Genomic DNA, 20,074 nt, shown 5'->3' on the forward strand with positions numbered 1-20,074 from the left:
GTACATGGCTTCAAATAAAGTGTTGCTTGTAGACGGTATGGCATTATTGTTTAGAGGATTTTTTGCAACGTCATTCCGCGGTAATTTTATGTATACATCAAAAGGAGTTCCTACGAATGGTGTGTATCAGTTCTTACGTTATCTAATGGATTCCGTACAGAAATTTGAGCCAACACATGTAATCTGTTGTTGGGATATGGGGAGCAAAACTTTCCGAACAGAGTTATTTGCAGGCTATAAAGCAAATCGTGATGAACCACCGAAAGAGTTGATACCACAATTTGATTTAGTAAAAGAAGTAGTAGAAGCCTTTAATATGCCGAATATCGGCTTAGAAAACTTTGAAGCAGATGATTGTATTGGAACTTTAGCACATGCGTATAGTTTGGAGAATGAAGTTACTGTACTAACTGGTGATCAAGACCTTTTGCAATTAGTAAAAGAGAATATTCGAATTGCTATTATGCGTAAAGGTCAAGGAAATTACGAGGTGTTCGACCAAGATAACTTTTACGAGAAAAAAGGTTTATCACCAAAACAAATTATAGATTTAAAAGGATTGATGGGAGATTCTTCGGATAACTATCCAGGAGTGAAAGGGATAGGAGAAAAAACAGCAATTAAACTGCTACAAGAATATGAAACCATTGATGACTTGCTAAACAATATAGAAAAATTACCAAAAGGTGTACAAGCTAAAATAAATGCTAATTTAGATATGCTTCATCTTTCTAGATCGTTGGCAGAAATTAAATGTGATGTCCCTATCAGTTGTTCGTTAGATACATCTGAATGGAATGTAAATCTTGAAACTGCAACAAATAAATTGAATGAGTTAGAATTTAAAAATATCGATCGTTGGTTTGCAACTTCTTAACATATTCTAAAACAGATTTACCTTAAAAAGACTGTACCTTTCTACTTGGTGCAGTCTTTTTTTGTTGGGGATCGTGGGGGTATCCTATATACGGTGTAGGGGTATAAACGATACCCCTGATACGCTTTGGATTTTATACAAGAGATTGTAAAGAAACTGTACAATCTCTGTTCTTTATAACGATCTTCAGTGGAGTGAGACTGCGACCACATAATGAAAGTTTTGCTAAAATTGACTATTCAAGTCTATAATAAACTTATTGGATACAAGTAAAGAGGAGGAGCTACATTGTATTTTCGGTCAAAAAGAGATAAATGGTTAACGATTATATTGTGGACAGTGGTATTACTAGGAGTTATTGCTCCTCTATTAAATGGTCAATGGTTCGCTTCTTTGTTAATGATTATAATTGGACTTTTTCTACTGTGGTTTTGGTTCCGTACAGGCTATCGAATTGACAATGATAAAATACTTATTTATTATGGTCCCGTTAAGCAAACTGTAAAAATCAAAGATATAGAAGTTATTTTTAAGACAAAATTTCCGTTGACTTCTCCAGCTCTTTCATTTGATCGAATGCAAATTAAGAGTGGAAAGTATGATATTGTTACGATCTCACCTGAAGAGAAAGAATCATTCTTACAGCAGTTAATGGATATCAATCCTGACATATCTATTGATAAGCGATTATTAGAAAGTATTGAAAGAAAGTAGGGATATCACATGCGTGTAGTCAATGATGTAACTGAATTAATTGGTCAAACACCAATGGTTAAGTTAAATCGTCTCCAACCAGAAAATGCAGCTGACATATATGTAAAGTTAGAGATGTTTAATCCGAGCGGTAGTGTAAAAGACCGAGCTGCATCCCATATGATACGTGTAGCAGAAGAACAAGGGTTAATAAAACAAGGAGCCACTATTATAGAACCTACAAGTGGAAATACAGGCATCGGTTTGGCAATGGCGGCATCTGCTAAAGGATATAAAGCAATTATGATTATGCCGGATAATAGTACGATGGAACGTCGAAATATATTAAAGGCGTATGGAGCAGAAGTCGTACTTACGCCAAGTGAGGAAAAAATGCCTGGATCCATACGTAAAGCGCTAGAACTTCAAAAATCCATTCCTAACAGTTTTATACCTCAACAATTTGAAAATGTAGCTAACCCAGATGTTCATCGTATTAGCACTGCTTTAGAAATCTTGGAACAGATGGATAATCAATTAGATGCGTTTGTCTGTACTGCAGGAACTGGTGGTACGGTAACAGGTACAGGAGAAACATTAAAGGAAAAGTTACCACATGTGCATGTGGCGGTTGTGGAACCAGAAGGATCACCCGTCTTATCAGGAGGAAAGCCGGGACCGCATAAACTCGTTGGCACAAGTCCGGGATTCGTACCTGATATTTTAAATACGGATGTATACGATGAAATCATTCAAATTAAAGATGAACAAGCTGTCACTTTATTAAAAGACCTTGCTCAAAAAGAAGGGATTTTTCTTGGTCCATCTGGAGCAGCTGCTGTATATGCGGCAATGGAAGTAGCGAAGAAGCTTGGCCCAAACAAAAAGCTTGTATGTATAGCACCAGATACAGGAGAACGTTATCTATCCATGGATATGTTTGATGAAAAGTAAAATAAAACTTTTACCGTAATAGTGAGAAAGGTCATGAACAAATGATCTTTCTCACTATTTTTCTATTTGAATGGAGAACGAAGGTTTAGTCGCGAGTGATTATTCTTTCAAAGTCATCCGAAGTGAAATATAGGTGTTAGATTTCATTATTCCGGGTAAAAACTATATTAAACACACCAGTGTAAAACAAAATAGAGGAGAAAAGGATATGCTTGTAAAATTATTACCACCTTCGATCAGTAAGTATTTGCAAATGTCCAAGCCGGAACGACAATATGAACTTCGTTTAACACTATGGCGGACACCGTTGCTTTATATTATTGCAACATTCTTATTTGCAGCTATAACGTTGTATCTTGATGTCGGTATAGGAATAGCCCAATATATGCCTGTTTTTTTTAAGGCGGAATTTGAAACTACGCGTCTACTTATTAGCTCCTTAATTGGAGGCGTCTTAACATTAAGTGCTTTTACATTGAACTCTTTACTAGTTGTCCTTACTACGTTTAGTGGACAATTCTCACCAAGATTATTGCAGAATTTTGTGAAAGACAAACATACACAACATATTCTTGGAGTGTTTAATGGTAGTTTTGTCTATGTTTTAATTATGTTTTTATTTATTAGCAGCAGACCAGTAGATTATTTTAGTGCCGTACCATTTGTAACAGTTGTAATTGCCTTCTTCACAGCCATTGTCTTTATTTATTTTATAAATCATGCAACATCATGGATGCAGGTTCACAATATTACCGATATGATGAAGGATGTTTCTGAAGGAATAATAGACAGTGCTTTTTCGCAAGAACTAGAAGAAATACGAAGAGATCAACCAGGAGATTTATTAGATAAAAATAATACGCAAAATAAAACGGTAATGTCACCAAAGTCTGGTTATATTCAATTAATTTTATTTAAGGAGCTAATTAAAGAGGCAAAAAAAGATAATATAGTTATTGAAATGGAAGTGCGAGTGGGCAGTTTTGTTTTAAATGGAAATAAACTATTTACCTATTGGGGTCCGGGTGCGGATAAAGTGGATGAATCGAAGTATATCCAATTTATCCGAATTGGACATAAGGAAACAGAGATTCAGGATTTAAAATTTGGATTAAATAAACTTGGAGAAATCGCAATAAAAGCGATGGGGAATGATGATCCTAAAACTGCATCCAATACCATTTTTCAAGTGACAGATTTGTTATTGACCTTAGAAGAGAAGATGACGTTTTCTCCCTATTTAGTTGACGAGAATAATCAGGTTCGTCTGATCTTAGAGGTGGATAATTTTGAATATCACTTATATCAAGGTATAGGTGTTATAAGGCACTATGCTCAGAAGAATTATCCAATTATCACTGATATAATTGCTGCACTCACCAGGTTGGCAGGATCAGTTTCTGAAAAACACCATGATGTCATTTGGGAATTTGCTAGTAATACGCTTGATCATATTTACACCGAGTTTATTTTTGATATTGATCGCAAATTATTACTAAGAAACCTGCACAAGCTCGCTGAAATAACAGGCAATATCGAACACTACAAATATATTGAACAACATTTTAAAGGGAATGCACAGTAGAGGTTATGTGTATAAGAATTCATGAGAAAGGAATAGTAATTTTAAGTACAAGCCTACAAAGGAGTGATTAAATTGAGTCAGGAAAATGTAAAACATCAAATCGAGCAAATATTAGAGAATAATTTTGTAGGAACGATGGCAACGGTAAAGAAGCAAATGCCTCATTCAAGGTATATGACTTTCTTTCATGAAAACGTAACACTTTACACACCAACAAATAAAGAAACTGATAAAGCAGAAGACATTGAAGCCAATCCTTATACTCATATTATTTTGGGTTATGATGGTGAAGGGTTTGGTGACAAATATGTAGAATATGAAGGAAAGGTTTCGTTTAATGATTCGCAAGAACTTAAAAATAAACTTTGGAATGATCGCATGAAGTTGTATTTTGACGGACCGAATGACCCGAACCTTACTATTTTAGAAATAAAACCTTTGCATATTCGTTTAATGAATAAAAATGGAGAAAGTCCACAAGAATTAAATTTTAATTAACCAATTGAGGCTGAGACAAAACAAAAATTTTGATCAAAAGACGGATGAAAACTAGAATAAGCGGAAGAAATATACGGAGACTCATGGAAAATTACAAAATTGATTTTCTGCGTGCGATGTAATGCTGTTGAGGTCTTCCTTGTCCAAAGAGGGATCCCGGCCTAGGCGAGACCTCGATGCATAATCATCCAGGAGGCTCACCGGCAACCTATGAAAAGTACAGTATATTTCTGAAGCGGATTTTTGAATTTTTTCTTTTGATTAAATACTTTTGTCTCAGCTTCTTTGAATGGTCAATGTAGTCAGATTTAATCATTTTTCCTACTTATATAATATTAGTAATAATTATACGTAATCTTCGTTCGTTTATCTCTTCCATCCATACCATTTACATGAAGTAGAAATAAGACTAACAATGCTACGAAAAAAGTGAAGCATGCTACAGATAAGAATAATCCCGTTCTAGACCAATCCATTAACCAGCCAAACAATAAAGGTCCAAGGGCAACACCGATATATCTTACAGAACCGTATAGTGAAGTAATAAATCCTCGCTTTTCTTTACCAACTGCACCAGCAATCATTGTATTGACACAAGGCAAGACTAGGCCAGCTCCTATACTGCTAAAGCATAGTGCAAAAATAAACCATACTAAGGGTTCTATCCATATGAGTGATAAATAGGAGAGCGTCATAAGTAAAAAACCAAATACTGCTAATCGTTTCATTTTCACGAAATTCTTACCGATTCTACTACCGGTTCTATACGATGTTGCTACTAAAATAAGGAGTGGAATAGCTAAAATAAGTCCTTTCCATACACCAATAATATGATTTTCCGTTTCTAATTTGTCAGATAAATAAAAAAGAATTCCAAAAATGGTTAATAAACACGTACCACCAGCCAAATAGACAGTGAATAACCATCGTCCTTCTTGTTTAAACACTAAAAACAGTCCTTTAACGTATTGATAAAAGGGAGGTGGAGTTTGTCTATTTCTTCTTTCTTTTATAAAAAAGAAAACTAGTATTGCACAGAGAAAACTAATCACAGGAAATGTAAAAAATACAAAATACCATGTAATAAGTGCAAAGGCAGCACCAATAATAGGTGATAATACCTTTCCAAGTTCATTAGAAGCTTCATAAATTCCTAACATTTTGCTCTGCTCGCTACCTTTAAAAAGATCTCCGATTAGTGCCATAGCAATCGGAAATGTCCCCGCAGCTCCTATACCTTGAATAATTCTACCGATTAATAACCATATAAATGCAGATGAAAAAAACGCAGCTCCAATTCCGGCTAACAATCCACCAGCACCAAAAATAACTAAGGAAGGTACGATAATCGCCTTTCGAGAAAAGCGATCAGATAGATAACCTGCTACAGGAATACAAATAGCGGCTGCTATAGAAAAAAGAGTGATGGTTAAGCTAACTTGGATATTACTTATACCTAATGCTTCTTTCATTTCAGGAAGAATTGGAATTAATGTTGAATTACCGAGAGTGGTAATAAAAGGTATAGAACCAAGTGATAGGATCGCAGTACTTGTATGATTCTTTCCCATGCTATGTGTACCCCTTTATTTTATATTAATTGGTGGTATTGCGAGCCATCCTTTTTGTTTCATTACATGAAGTATTTTTTGTTCATATTCTAACCGTTGATTAATACATTCCATAAATAAATCGCGAATATCTTCTCTCAAAGCAACTGCAATAATATTATTAGCGGCAAGCCTTCCTGACAACAACTCATTTTGAACAAGTAACGCTAGCTCATTGTCATTGAATTTTGCTCCGGCTGGGATATCATGTTGATCTACATTTGGACGATCAGGAGGTGAAGGAGGTAATCGGATACCTGCTTCTTTTAAAATACCTTCGATTTGTTCACTTTCTTGAGTGAAACAACTTTCTAATAAATCTTCTACTAATATCCGGAAGTCATGGTCGACACTATGGTTTATAAAAACTTGCAGTGTCACTAAGGATGTTTTTACTTGATATAAGTAACTCCATAAATGATATACTTCACCTGAATGGAATGGTTCATCTTTTTCTTTAAAACGATGCATAACCATATGAATTCTCCTTTTGACATAATAAGTACAATATAGGTTTTCCTTTTTATACGAACTTATGCTTAATAAATGAAACGATTTCGCACGACTAGTGATTTTTCGCATAAGTTATACTAAAAAGAAATCTAGATAATTTTATGATTTTATTTGAGTATAGTAATGTAGCTTATTTGTCAGGTTATGTCTATGTTTACCTAAATAATAATTGTCCGATGTAATTTTACATTATAAAAAATGTTTGTCTTTCATGATGGTTCCTGCTATAATACACGTACCAAGTGAATCATATTCATAGGTTTTGGATAGAGGTGCGGAGACCATCAGTATATACGCGGAAGGGAAATGAGCCCTAGTGAAGCGTATGGAAAGGGGAATCTGCCGAAGCGAGTGAAATACTCATTCATTAACTCGTTGGTGCTGCTATTGAACAAATAACAGTGCTGTCATATAGGAGACTATATGGAGGGCTATCGAGCTGGGAACTTATATGTTCAGCAGCAACGGGCTTCCGTTGGTGCTTTTTAATTTGGCCCAACCCTCTTAAAGCAAGTTTGTTCAAATTATAAAAAGGGTGTGTTTACATGAATTTTGGAAAAGTATTAACAGCGATGGTGACGCCTTTCGATAAACATGAAGAAATCGATTTTCAAGCATTGGATCATTTAATTGACCATCTAATTAATAATGGGTCAGATGGTTTGGTAGTAGCTGGTACCACAGGTGAATCTCCAACGTTAACACATGAAGAGAGAATAAAATTATTCGAATATGTCGTGAAAAAAGTAAATGGAGCAGTACCCGTAATTGCCGGAACGGGCTCTAATTATACGAAAGCATCGATTGAATTGACAAAAGAAGTAGCAAAAACAGGTGTTGATGGAGTAATGCTTGTTGCACCATATTATAATAAACCGTCACAGGATAGCATGTATGAACATTTTAAGGTAATTGCAGAAAGCACAGAATTACCAGTAATGCTTTATAATGTTCCAGGACGCACAGGTGTTGATATGGATGTATCTACTGTTGTACGTTTATCTCAAATAGATAATATTGTGTCCATCAAAGATGCAAGCGGGAATTTAGAAAAAATGACAAATATTATTCGCCTTACAGATGATAATTTTTCTGTGTATAGTGGGGAAGACAGCTTAACTTTACCAGCACTAGCTATCGGTGCTGATGGCATCGTTTCTGTATCCTCTCATATTATTGGGAATGATATGCAAGAAATGATTCAACGTTTTGAACAAGGTCAAGTAGCAGAAGCAGCTAATATACATCAGCGAGTACTACCTGTCATGCAAGAAATGTTTGCAAATCCAAGTCCTGTTCCAGTTAAAACAGCACTGAATCTTCAATCTGTGCCTGTGGGAAAGGTTCGATTACCATTAATCGAGCTAACCGATGAACAGTTGCAAAATTTACAGTCCGTATTATCGGATTTCGAACATTCTAAAATGATATAATATAAAAATTAAGAAGTCCATGAACATTATATTTTGTGTTTATGGGCTTTTTTTTATTACCTATTGACGGTTTCCGTCACAATAATTTATCCAGAATTGTTTTCCCGGAGAATGCACAGGAAATCCATTCGGATGCGTTTGGTGATAACGCCCTCACTGAATTAGTTTTCGAAGGGGGGCCGACCATATACATAGACATGCATTTAACATTGGTGCAAAGGATATGGCGCATGTGACCTTGAAAGCTGTAGATACCGACAACTTGCGCGGGCTTTTGGGTCACCATGCTTAATACATCGATAGTTACCGAGCTTTATTTGATGAAAACTCTAAATAAGAAGGGTACAATATGCCTTAATGAAACATAAGCTGTTTTATTTTTCACGAAAATGTGGTATGATATATATAGATAATCATATAATAAAAAACGACCACAGTTACCGCTGTGGCCGCTAGATACCCATCCTTATGATAGGGGATTGGCGTTATCTAATTCTGAATAGAAAAAAATAGCCCTTACCCATTTGTCGAATAGGGGGCTATTTTTTTATGTTAAAAATAGCGACAACGACTGCAATTAGCGCTACGACCATCGTAGAAAACGAAATTATAAGCGTAAGTGCTTCGAATGTTGTCATGAAACCACCCCCTCTCGGGGATAACTCCAACCACCCTATCCTTTATCATAGATGATAAATCGAATGAATATCTGTCTCTATTATACCATAAATATCCAACAAATTCCTCCGAGATATTTAAAGAACCCTTATACATCAAGGTTTTCTTTGCTTCAAACCATCACTTTAGAAATACGGTTTATCCCAAATACAAAAAAATTGAATAAATGATTGATGAAAATCCTGTTTTTTTCTCTTTCTTATATAGCAATTCAATAATAAGAAAGGAGTATAAAACGCATGATGAGGAACTTCAAGGTCCACGACCACGCATACACAAATGTGGCGCTCATGAAATTTTCATGAGATGTACGGATGGATTAACGGCGCAGGTGATTTTACGATACGCAATGGTATCGCGGTAAAGCTATTTTGGATAATCCAACTATTTATATTTATCTTTTGCTGGAATCCTATTGTTCCAACCCTTCTTCACAATTCTTTTTTCAAAACCAATGTGTAACTCAAAAAAACAACTGTACAACACAGGGAATGAGAATATAAAGGTATTAAAGAAACTAGTTAATTAGTCATCTTTACTTGAATGATAAGATATACTAGTTTTATAAATACATAACTAGGGGGAGTGTAATGGAAGCAAACGTTATTGTTGTTGGGGCAGGGATTGCAGGTCTAGTTGCAACGGTAGAGATAGCGCAATCTGGAAAGAAAGTGATTCTGATTGATCAGGAGCCAGAATCATCTCTTGGAGGACAAGCCTGGTGGTCATTTGGGGGCTTGTTTTTAGTAGATTCTAAAGAACAACGAAGACTTAACATAAAAGATTCTTATGAACTCGCATGGAATGATTGGAAATCTACTGCAGGCTTTGATCGTAAAGACGATGATTGGGGGAGGAAATGGGCAGAGGCATACGTTCAATTTGCTGCTTCCGAAAAAAGAGAGTGGTTACGTAGTTATGGAATACGTTTCTTTCCTGTTGTCGGTTGGGCAGAAAGAGGTGGTAGTCTAGCTTCTGGACATGGAAATTCAGTACCTCGATTTCATATTGTATGGGGAACAGGTCCAGGTATTGTAACTCCATTCGTAGAACGTATGCAATCTTATGTAAAACAAGGGTTAGTCACTTACCTACCACGTCATCGTGCGGAGCACCTACTCGTTCAAAATGAAACCGTTTACGGTGTTGAGGGCTCCATTTTAAAAGGTTCTACAGCAAAGCGAGGAGAGGCTAGTAACAGAATTGTAGTAGATAGCTTTTCATTCAAAGCAGAAAATGTGGTGGTTACATCTGGAGGAATTGGAGCAAACCATGAACTAATACGAAAAAATTGGCCGGAGCGGCTAGGAAAGCCACCAAAAAATATGTTGAGCGGAGTTCCTGAGCATGTAGATGGAAAAATGTTAGAAGTAGCGGAACATGCTGGAGCGAGAATTGTTCATCGTGATCGTATGTGGCATTATACAGAAGGTATTAAGAATTGGAATTCGGTCTGGGAAAACCATGGAATTCGTATTTTACCAGGTCCATCGTCGATTTGGTTAGATGCAGAAGGAAATCGATTCCATGCACCAAACTATCCAGGATTTGATACATTAAGCACGTTAGAAGCCATACAAAATACAGGATACGATTATTCATGGTTTATATTAACACAAAAGATTATTGAGAAAGAATTTGCCTTGTCTGGCTCAGAGCAAAATCCAGACTTAACCAACAAACGAATAAGTGAAGTTTTAAAAAGAGCACAATCGGGTGCTCCAGAACCAGTTCAAAAATTCTTAAATCATGGAGAAGATTTTGTAACGGCTTCTAATCTAGAAGACCTCGTTGAAAAAATGAATCAACTGACGGAAAGTCCGTTATTAAAAGTAGAGCATGTAACATCTCAAATCGAAGCAAGAGATCTTCAATTAGCTAATAAATTCACCAAAGATTTACAGTTAGCTGCTATGTACAATTCTCGTAAATTCCTAGGTGATAAATTAATCCGTACTGCAAAACCACATCCGATATTAAAAGCTGAAAATGGTCCATTAATTGGTGTAAAACTGCATATACTTAGCCGAAAAACGCTTGGAGGAATACAGACGGATTTATCTGGAAGAGTATTTAATCAACAAAACGTTCTCATCAAAGGATTATATGCTGCAGGTGAAGTTGCGGGTTTTGGTGGTGGTGGAATGCATGGTTATAGGGCATTAGAAGGAACGTTTGTTGGCGGGTGCTTATTTAGTGGAAGAACCGTAGGAAGGTCTATTGCAAGAGGAGAGTGAATAAGAAAAATTCATTTACTTCTATTTGAAAAATGTGTACTATCAGAATAAATCGTCTTTATTTTGACTAGGTCTCGTTCATAAAAAAATCTTCACGTTAGAATGTAAGAATGGATGCTATTGACTAGATTAATATCGCTAACCGTCAGTGGAGTGTATTAATCGAAGTACTAAAAGTGGAAGGTGGCCAACATGGATTGGAAAGCAATCATTAAAAATGTACCATTAGATGCCAAACCTCAATTATTATTAGATCAAAATGCGCTTGAATCAAATATAGCTAACATTGCAAAACAAGCAAACGATAAAAAAATTCGTTTAGCTACCAAGTCAATTCGCTCGATCCCTGTTTTACACAAAATCCTATCATCCAGTTCAACATTTAAAGGACTAATGTGTTTTACCGCTTCAGAAGCTTTATTTTTAGTTAAACAAGGGTTTGATGATATTTTAATCGGATATCCAACATTCGACAAGAAATCTCTCCAAGAAATCGCAACGTTAAATCTTCAAGGGAAAACAATCACATGTATGGTAGATAGTAAAGAACATATTGAATTATTAGCAACAATTCAAAAGGAAAATGACGGTCAATTTTACACTTGTATTGAAATGGATATGAGTAATGATTGGGCGGGATTTCATTTTGGTGTACGACGATCTCCATTAAAGTCATCGAAAGAAGTAGTTCAACTCGCAAAATTTATTGATGCTCAAGATGGTATATTTCTAAAAGGATTAATGGGATATGAGGCACAAATTGCTGGTGTTACAGACAGTAACTCAGAAGAGAAAATGAAAAGTAACGTTGTTAAGCAGTTAAAGAAAAAATCAATTCCTACAATAGCTAAGCGTAGAGAACAGGTGTACAAATTACTGCAGAAAAATAATATACAAATTGAATTTTTTAATGGTGGTGGAACAGGAAGTCTACAAACAACTTCACAGGAAAAAGCTGTAACCGAAGTAACAGTAGGTTCAGGTTTTTATGCACCATTATTATTTGATCACTATCGCGATTTCCAATATGAACCCGCATTATTTTTCTCGCTTCCTGTTGTTAGAAGACCGAAGAAGCATATTTATACATGTTTAGGTGGTGGCTATATAGCATCTGGTAGCATTGGAGAAGATAGGCAACCGCAACCGGTGTATCCATCTGATTCTACATTGATTTCTTTGGAAGGAGCAGGAGAGGTACAAACACCTATCCAAACAAAAGCTAACTTATCAATTGGTAATGCAGTTATTTTTCGAGCTGCAAAGGCAGGGGAAATATGTGAACGTTTTTCTGAAATATTAGTAATTGATAACGGCAAGTGGGTACAGACATACCCAACTTATCGTGGGGGAGGAGAATGTTTTTTATGAAACACTTCCAAAATTTCAAGTGGCATAATTGGTCTTCTACCTCCAACTGCTCACCAGAACGGATGTATTATCCTCGTTCTATCGAAGATGTAATTGAAATTGTAAAAGCAGCAACAGAAAATCAACAGAAAATACGAGTAGTTGGTGCAGGTCATTCTTTTACAAATTTAGTAATGACTGAAGATTGGCTTGTATCTCTAGACTATCTATCTGGTGTTAAGGAAGTCGATCATAAAAATCATACTGTAACTGTCTACGGAGGAACTCGGCTTTATGATTTAAGTAAAGCGCTAGAAAAGCTTGGATACGCCCAGGAAAACTTAGGAGATATCAATGTACAAAGTATCGCAGGAGCAATTTCTACGGGAACGCATGGCACAGGAATTCAGTTCGGGAGCATTTCTACACAGGTGAAGGAAATAACCTTTGTAACAGCTGGTGGTAACCTTCTGAGACTTAATGAGGAGAATAACGTAGAAGAATTCAAAGCAAGTCTAATTTCATTAGGAATGTTCGGTATAATTATTGAAGCGAAAATCCGCGTTGTACCTAGCCCTGTCTATCGTTACATCAGTAACCATGTTTATTACCCGACTCTATTAAACAATTTAGAAACGTATATCCAAGATAACCAGCATTTTGAATTTTTTATGTTTCCTTATGCCGATCAAGTCCAAACAAAAACAATGAATCCTACAAACACATCTCCAAAAAGCATAAAACGACATCAGTGGAATAACCTCATCGTGGAAAATTATATGTATCAAGCAGTATCTCATCTTTGTCTATTATACCCCAGTTTAACTAGGTCAGTAAGTCGTCTCTCTGCAAAACTTGTCAGTAAATCTACTATCGATGCGAAGAGTTATCAATTATTTGCTACTCCTCGTAAAGTTCGGTTCTTAGAAATGGAATATGGAATACCGATAGAGTACTTTCATGATGCTATCCAAGAAATACGAGAGACAATCGTGAAAAATCAGTATAAGGTTCATTTTCCGATAGAGTGTCGTACGGTAAAACAGGATGATATATGGCTAAGTCCATCATACAAGAGAGACTCTGCCTTTATCGCTTTTCATGTATACAAAGGAATGGAATATCAGACTTACTTTCGTGACATGGAAGCAATCATGAAGAAATATAACGGACGGCCCCATTGGGGGAAATTGCATCAACAGAAAGCAAAAGATTTGTGCGAAATGTATCCGAAATGGGATCAATTTATCCAATTAAGGCAGCAACTTGATCCGGAGAGAATGTTCGTTAATCGCTATTTAGATGAGCTCTTCTATACGGAAGAAAAAGTAAAAGTATAAGTAAATAGATGAACAATGGCAAAAGAGATCGGATTTGAGGAGGAATATTAATGCGTTTATTTAAAGGAATTGGCGATGTAGTTTTACATGTAAATGATTTACAGCAATCTGCTGAATGGTATGCGAAGATTTTAGGAAAGCCTAAGCCAAAAGTAAATACTTCTCACCCCGTGCATTGGTTTGAATCTGGAGGTCGAGGGATGTTATTAGATGATAATCGAAATAATCCCGATTATGTAAGACCTTCGTTTATGTTATTGACAGAAGATATTGATAAAGCTTATGGATGGATTAAAGAAAATGATGGTATCATCGAAAGAGAGATTGCTAGAGATGATATGGTTTCCTTTTTTGTCTTCTCTGATATGGATAAAAATATGGTTATGGTCTGTGAACAACACCAATAATTAACGAAAGTAAAGGTGAGAGAAAACGATGGTGAAAACGATTCTATTTGATTTCGATGGAACAATTGCAAATACACTCCCATTGTGTTTTGAGGCATTCAGAACCGTGTTTAAGGAGTTCGATCAGGTTATTTTGACTAACGATGAAATAAAAGAGATGTTTGGTCCATCTGAAACAGAAATAATTCAATTAAATGTTAAGCATCCAGATAAATTGCAAGCGATTGAACGATTTTATGAAGTATATGAAACATTACATCCGTCATACGTAAAACCAATGGAGGATCTTCATAATTTATTAGATGAACTAGATGGAAATGGTATTAATCTTGGTATTGTTACTGGTAAAGCCAAAAGGAGTTTAGACATATCCTTGCAACAATTGAATATACGATCAAATTTTGCTGTAGTCATAACCGGAGATGACGTAACTAATCCAAAACCGCATGGAGAAGGTGTGATTCTAGCAATGCAAGAATTAAGTGTTACCCCAGAAGAAGTGTTATTTGTTGGAGACAGTGAGGCAGATATATTAGCTGGGAAAGAAGCTAATGTAACAACAGTCGGAGTTCATTGGAGTGAAGAAGTTCAATCTGCTGATTTTAATACGAAACCAGATTATTATCTTACAAGCATTGAGCAGTTTTATGTGGAATTATTACCATAATCCACATAATTAGAAGAAAAAAACCTCTATCAACTTATAAAAGTATGTAGAGGTTTTTTTGATTTTTGAAACTTTATTAATAGTGTTACGTATGAAAGATTGTAGGAAATGTTAGGAGGTATCATTTTGACAAAAGCAGCAATGGAACTAAAGAATCTTTCGAAACAAATTAAGAATAAAGAAATTATCAAAGGGTTGAATTTCTCCATTGAAAGAGGAGAGGTCTTTGGATTCGTAGGACCCAACGGAGCGGGTAAAACGACAACCATACGTATGATGGTTGGTTTGATGAGTATTTCAGAAGGAGAAGTATTGATTCAAGGGAAATCCATACAATCGGATTATAAGGAGGCTATAAAAGAAGTTGGCGCAATTGTAGAAAATCCTGAGATGTATCCATTTCTATCTGGATGGAAGAACCTAAAACAATTTGCTCGGATGATGCCAGACGTAACGGATGAGCGAATAAAAGAAGTGATCCAATTAGTAGGTTTAGAAAAGGCAATTCACGAGAAAGCAGGACGTTATTCTTTAGGTATGCGTCAACGCTTAGGCATCGCACAGGCTTTATTGCATCGACCATCTATTTTAATTTTAGATGAACCTACCAATGGATTAGATCCAGCGGGCATTAGAGAAATAAGACAATACATACGTGCACTTGCTGAAAAAGAAAATGTAGCGGTTATTGTATCTAGTCATCTATTAACTGAAATAGAATTAATGTGTGATCGAATTGGTATTATTAAAAATGGAGAACTAATTGCAGTTGAATCTGTACGAAATGAGTCGAATGAAGAAAATAGTAAACAAGTGATACAAATCACTACAGATAGCCCTGATAAAGCGCAAGAAATTCTTTCCGGTAAAGATTCATTATCACTTCATAAAGAAACAGACTCTATTACAGTTAATTGTGAACGGGATGAAATCCCATCTATTTTAAAGGAACTACTTAATCAAGGAGTACTTGTCTATGAAGTACAACAAGTAAAAGGGTCTCTCGAGGATAAATTCTTTGAACTGATTGGAGAGAATGTCATTGAGTAATTTTATTAATCTAGTGAAAAACGAACAAATCAAACTCTATCATTTAAAATCTACATGGGTAATGTATATTCTCCTTACGATATTTGTTGTCGGAGGAGCATTAATTAGTAAAATTTTTGGTCAAGAAGGTGTAGTTAGCTCGGATTATCAACCAACGTTACACGAATATTATATGAATACACTAGGAGAAGTGCCAGCATATGATGCTTGGGCCTATATGTATGAAAATATGTTTCTTATATCCGTTATAAGCTTATTTACAATCATTATTGCGTCGAGTATTATATCGAACGAGTTTAAATGGGGAACGATTAAACTCTTATTAATACGCCCTAGTACACGTGCGAAAATCTTATTATCTAAGTATGTTTCTGTATTCTTATTTGCTATTACGATTATGGCATTTATGATAATTTCTTCATTTATCATAGGTTTAATTTTGTTTGGAATAAATGGGGCAAATCCTGCTTTAATTGTCGAATCTGGGATGAGTTTCACAGAAACTACCTACTTATCCCAAATACAAAAGGAAATGGTATTAGGTAGTGCTTCGTTTATTCTCATAACTACTTTAGCATTTACGATATCTACTTTGTTCCGAAGTAGTGCAATGGCAATCGGGATCTCAATCTTTTTACTTCTTTCGAATCAAATGATCGCATTCTTTTTAAGCCAATATGATTGGGCGAAATATATTCTCTTCTTAAATATGGATTTAGACCAGTATACCGCAAATGGTACTCCGTATATTGAAGGAATGACGTTAGGCTTTTCGATCACGATGTTAATTATTTACTATATTATTTTTATAGCTATTTCATGGTTTTCATTTACGAAAAGAGATGTTGCAGGGAATTAAACGTTTCTTGCCATGTTGATAGAACAATAACATATTTATAGCAACCACAGAATAATAGTTCAACATTCAAGTTCAATATGTTGAACTATTATTTTTACAATAAATAAGGGGTAGATAAAGGATTTTTAAAATAAAATGTGGTTTTAATCAAAATTTGTTCCCCAAACGGGCACTTAGGACATAGGCAGAAACAGTAGTCATTTAAAGAAATATAAATGGTTTCAAGAGTTGTTAAACGATAAAGAGTATAAACAACTGATTGTTCACGACAAAGATGTACGTGAGGCCATTGGAAAGTTTGATAGTAAGAAAATTGATAATAAGCTTTTCCAAAATAGGTACCGAATAAAGCTACAAAATATTTTACAAAAAAAGTCAAATAATCTTGCCTAGTTTGGATGGTATAGTGCAGCAAACGGATGCAATTTTGGAATAAAGAAGGAGCTCAATTTGCCATTTAGAGCCAGATTGTTGAAGAACATGACCTTTTGTTTTGGTAGAACCTTATCCAGAGAAAACCATAGAAAGTAAAAAGGTATTATAAAAAAATCAAGGGGGGCTAAGTTATCGTGAAGGTTTTCCCCCCACATTTACGTCATTTTTTATACTGGAATTGATACTCATAAGTTGTGAAAATGAAAATAATATAGACCAAAATTAAAAAGAAAAATAATAGTTATTCAGTTCAAGATGGAAACAACGAAGTTCCTTTTCTAAACAGATGAAGGGCAACACTTTCAAATCATATTCCTCTTTGATGAGGTACTTAACTATACTAATCGCGCACAAAAAAACAACAAATCTGCAGATAGAGAATGAGATTATTACGACAGTGTAGTGAAACCTTTTATGGAACAAGCACAGCTAAACTTCTTATGTAAAGGTAGTTGAGTTTTATAACAGGATTATGCAATTAACGCTTTAATAAGTCTAAATTATCGGTCAAAGTGACACTAATTGAATCTATTTTATTCAATTAGTGTCATAACTTATGCAATTTCTTTTGGCATATCTCCAAGCAGTTTTGCTTGTATAAGGCGTCTTCTGACAACAATGCCAATCCAACTGGCTAGAAATGCCTTAATGAATCCTACAGCAAGAAACGGGTATACTCCGGCAGCCAAGGAAGCAGTCCATTCAAGATCCAATACAAGTTTCAATTGAATAGTACCAAAAACTAGTGTTACAAACATTCCCATAATATTTGCGATGACAGCCATGGGGATTGTAAACCTTGTTTTTTCCAAAATGAGACCAGTAACGTATGCTGCGGCTATAAACCCAAAAATATACCCACCTGAAGGGCCTACAAGCACCTGTGATCCCCCGCTGAATCCAGCGAATACAGGAAGGCCGACCATTCCAATCGCCATATAGAGCACCATTGCCAATGAACCCTGACGGCTTCCAAGAATAGTTGCTGCAATCCCTACTGCCAGTGTTTGGCCACTGATTGGAATAAGCGGAAGGGGAATTTCCACCTGTGCAAGTATTGCAGTTATTGCGGCAAATATAGAGATTTTAAGCATAATTCTCAATTTATTACTTTGTCGATTCAATGTAAACGTCCCCCTTCGATTAAAAATTATTCTAATCGTAGAGCGAGTAATTGTCAACCATTACAATTATATAGTTTACAATTTCAATTATAATGTTCTACATATCGATCATTAAAAAAAAGTAACACTTATTTCAAAGTAAAGTTTCAATAGGTATTGTTTCTGATAATGAAAATATAGGAGTTGAAGTTGCACCCCCTTGATATGATACTTCATCAAAGTTATTCAACTGTTTCTCTCGTGGTATGTTATTATAAATTTAATTAATGATTTTGCTAGCTTAAGAACCATTTATTTGATTTATGCAGCAACCGGTCGCCATTCCAGAATAAGACTTGGCGATCGTTCCATACATAAGAGTCAGATTGCGAAACATTTATAGTGGCAAATCCGTAATTAAACGAGGGGGTATAATGTGGAACTTTTATTTTACATTTTTATATTCGGTTTAATCGTATTTTTGAATCTGGGTCTTTATTTGCCGTCTTTAATGGCGGTTAATGAGGAGGACATAGGCAGAAACAGTAGTCATTTAAAGAAATATAAATGGTTTCAAGAGTTGTTAAACGATAAAGAGTATAAACAACTGATTGTTCACGACAAAGATGTACGTGAGGCCATTGGAAAGTTTGATAGTAAGAAAATTGATAAGAAGCTTTTCCAGAATAGGTACCGAAAAAAGCTACAAAATATTATACAAAAAAAGTCAAATAATCTTGACTAGATTGGATGGTATAGTGCGGCAATACCAGCTATTAGTTGTCACCATTTTTCGGTATAACAGTTTGTCAAATTAAGTGCAACAGTTCTTCCTGAAAAGCTTCATGTGTAGTTTTCCAGTTTAAGCATTTTCTTGGTCTATTATTAATCAGTGTAAGTGCATTTTCTAGTTCTTGGTCTGAAACTTTAGCCAGATCGGTTTTCTTAGGAAAAAACTCTCGTAATAACCCATTTGCATTCTCATTATTGCCACGTTGCCATGAAGAATAAGGTTCCGCAAAATACACCTCAATGTCGGTTTCTGCCTCAATCGTTTTATAACAAGCAAATTCCTTACCTCTGTCTACCGTGGCGGTTTGAAAAGCTCCTGATGGTAATCGTTCATTTAACGTTCGGATAGCTTGTTCCATAGAGAGGGAAGTTCGATTAGGCATTTTAAATGCTACGTACCACCTTGTTTTTCGCTCTACAAATGTTGCAAAACATCCTTTGCTTTTTCCGCGGCTTGATACGACGCTATCAAGCTCCCAATGACCAAACGTTTCTCGCTTTCTAACCTCTTTGGGGCGTTTCGTAATCGATGTGCCAATATTAAACCGTCCACGTGTTTCTTGTGGTTTCTGACGCTTTCCTTTATGGCGAAGAACCTGTAATTGATGGTTCACTAACAATCCCTTGTAAATCCAACGATAAATGGTTTTAAAGCTGATAGATCCTTGAAATAGACGACCTACAATTTGTTCTGGTGACCACGTGAGTTCTAACTTTTCATTAATGTGATCTACGATGAATATAGTTATCTTGCGCATGTTCAGATGTATACGAATCATCTTGTAGATTGCGATTTATTTCTCTTGAGATAGTAGATGGTGAACGGTCTAGTTTTTCGGGGATGGTACGGATAGATTTTCCTTGATCATATAACGTTTCTATACGTGCTCGTTCAAATGTGGTAAGATGTTTGTAGCTCATAACAGCCCTCCGTGAATTGTTTGTGTAGTTACTGACATTTTACACGAAGCTGTTATGGGTTGTTTTATTTTA

General features: G+C 35.6%; 18 protein-coding genes, 1 pseudogene and 1 riboswitch. Of the genes and pseudogenes, 14 read left to right on the forward strand and 5 right to left on the reverse strand.

Annotated features, from left to right (window positions below; genetic code table 11):
• Nucleotides 1-4 precede the first annotated feature (4 nt).
• From OB_RS08780 to OB_RS08800, 5 genes are all read left to right on the forward strand, one after another.
• Entirely contained in the window at nt 5-877 is an 873-nt protein-coding gene (locus tag OB_RS08780; RefSeq protein WP_011066102.1) for a 5'-3' exonuclease, read from the forward strand.
• Between the two features lie 288 nt (nt 878-1,165).
• Entirely contained in the window at nt 1,166-1,591 is a 426-nt protein-coding gene (locus OB_RS08785; protein ID WP_011066103.1) for a PH domain-containing protein, read from the forward strand.
• Nucleotides 1,592-1,600: 9 nt separating this feature from the next.
• A complete protein-coding gene (cysK, locus tag OB_RS08790; RefSeq protein ID WP_011066104.1) occupies nt 1,601-2,524 on the forward strand; it encodes a cysteine synthase A in 924 nt (307 codons plus the stop codon).
• 208 nt (nt 2,525-2,732) lie between these two features.
• On the forward strand, nt 2,733-4,109 hold the full coding sequence (locus OB_RS08795; RefSeq protein ID WP_011066105.1) for a DUF2254 domain-containing protein: 1,377 nt from the start codon (nt 2,733-2,735) through the stop codon (nt 4,107-4,109).
• A gap of 72 nt (nt 4,110-4,181) precedes the next feature.
• Nucleotides 4,182-4,607: a pyridoxamine 5'-phosphate oxidase family protein gene (locus OB_RS08800; RefSeq protein ID WP_011066106.1), complete on the forward strand. Its 426-nt coding sequence runs from the start codon at nt 4,182-4,184 to the stop codon at nt 4,605-4,607.
• 335 nt (nt 4,608-4,942) lie between these two features.
• On the opposite strand, the gene OB_RS08805 is transcribed toward OB_RS08800, so the two are convergent.
• Entirely contained in the window at nt 4,943-6,178 is a 1,236-nt protein-coding gene (locus tag OB_RS08805) for an MFS transporter (protein WP_011066107.1), read from the reverse strand.
• 15 nt (nt 6,179-6,193) lie between these two features.
• On the reverse strand, nt 6,194-6,694 hold the full coding sequence (locus OB_RS08810) for a DUF3231 family protein (protein WP_041544143.1): 501 nt from the start codon (nt 6,692-6,694) through the stop codon (nt 6,194-6,196).
• A 295-nt stretch (nt 6,695-6,989) separates the two neighbouring features.
• A riboswitch (Lysine riboswitch) is annotated at nt 6,990-7,172 on the forward strand.
• A 103-nt stretch (nt 7,173-7,275) separates the two neighbouring features.
• Here OB_RS08810 and dapA point away from each other — a divergent pair.
• Complete coding sequence (gene dapA, locus OB_RS08815) at nt 7,276-8,163, forward strand: 4-hydroxy-tetrahydrodipicolinate synthase (protein ID WP_011066109.1); 888 nt, start codon at nt 7,276-7,278, stop codon at nt 8,161-8,163.
• Between the two features lie 539 nt (nt 8,164-8,702).
• Here the strand turns inward: dapA and OB_RS18650 are convergent.
• Complete coding sequence (locus tag OB_RS18650; protein WP_231847011.1) at nt 8,703-8,801, reverse strand: putative holin-like toxin; 99 nt, start codon at nt 8,799-8,801, stop codon at nt 8,703-8,705.
• 630 nt (nt 8,802-9,431) lie between these two features.
• On the opposite strand from OB_RS18650, the gene OB_RS08820 reads away from it, so the two are divergent.
• The 7 genes from OB_RS08820 (at nt 9,432) to OB_RS08850 (ending at nt 16,751) form a co-directional block, all read left to right on the forward strand.
• The gene (locus tag OB_RS08820) at nt 9,432-11,078 is read left to right on the forward strand and encodes an FAD-binding dehydrogenase (RefSeq protein WP_011066110.1); all 1,647 of its coding nucleotides are present in this window, start codon (nt 9,432-9,434) and stop codon (nt 11,076-11,078) included.
• Nucleotides 11,079-11,270: 192 nt separating this feature from the next.
• Nucleotides 11,271-12,449, forward strand: coding sequence for an amino acid deaminase/aldolase (locus tag OB_RS08825; RefSeq protein ID WP_011066111.1), 1,179 nt, complete (start codon nt 11,271-11,273; stop codon nt 12,447-12,449).
• On the forward strand, nt 12,446-13,768 hold the full coding sequence (locus tag OB_RS08830) for a D-arabinono-1,4-lactone oxidase (protein ID WP_011066112.1): 1,323 nt from the start codon (nt 12,446-12,448) through the stop codon (nt 13,766-13,768). The genes OB_RS08825 and OB_RS08830 overlap by 4 nt, the downstream gene beginning before the upstream one ends.
• A gap of 50 nt (nt 13,769-13,818) precedes the next feature.
• Nucleotides 13,819-14,175 (forward strand): VOC family protein, encoded by a 357-nt coding sequence (locus tag OB_RS08835; RefSeq protein ID WP_011066113.1) that lies wholly within the window; start codon nt 13,819-13,821, stop codon nt 14,173-14,175.
• Nucleotides 14,176-14,203: 28 nt separating this feature from the next.
• Nucleotides 14,204-14,842 (forward strand): HAD family hydrolase, encoded by a 639-nt coding sequence (locus OB_RS08840; protein ID WP_011066114.1) that lies wholly within the window; start codon nt 14,204-14,206, stop codon nt 14,840-14,842.
• A 126-nt stretch (nt 14,843-14,968) separates the two neighbouring features.
• Nucleotides 14,969-15,892, forward strand: a complete 924-nt coding sequence (locus tag OB_RS08845; protein WP_011066115.1) for an ABC transporter ATP-binding protein — start codon at nt 14,969-14,971, stop codon at nt 15,890-15,892.
• Nucleotides 15,879-16,751: a DUF2705 family protein gene (locus OB_RS08850; protein ID WP_231847012.1), complete on the forward strand. Its 873-nt coding sequence runs from the start codon at nt 15,879-15,881 to the stop codon at nt 16,749-16,751. The genes OB_RS08845 and OB_RS08850 overlap by 14 nt, the downstream gene beginning before the upstream one ends.
• 989 nt (nt 16,752-17,740) lie before the next feature.
• Here the strand turns inward: OB_RS08850 and OB_RS08855 are convergent.
• Nucleotides 17,741-18,310, reverse strand: coding sequence for a biotin transporter BioY (locus OB_RS08855; protein WP_011066119.1), 570 nt, complete (start codon nt 18,308-18,310; stop codon nt 17,741-17,743).
• 415 nt (nt 18,311-18,725) lie between these two features.
• On the opposite strand from OB_RS08855, the gene OB_RS08860 reads away from it, so the two are divergent.
• The gene (locus tag OB_RS08860; RefSeq protein WP_011066120.1) at nt 18,726-19,034 is read left to right on the forward strand and encodes a hypothetical protein; all 309 of its coding nucleotides are present in this window, start codon (nt 18,726-18,728) and stop codon (nt 19,032-19,034) included.
• A 64-nt stretch (nt 19,035-19,098) separates the two neighbouring features.
• Here the strand turns inward: OB_RS08860 and OB_RS08865 are convergent.
• Nucleotides 19,099-20,002 (reverse strand): annotated as a pseudogene (locus tag OB_RS08865) (IS30 family transposase).
• Nucleotides 20,003-20,074 lie beyond the last annotated feature (72 nt).

It is taken from the genome of Oceanobacillus iheyensis HTE831 (assembly GCF_000011245.1).
GTDB classification, from domain to species: Bacteria; Bacillota; Bacilli; order Bacillales; family Amphibacillaceae; genus Oceanobacillus; species Oceanobacillus iheyensis.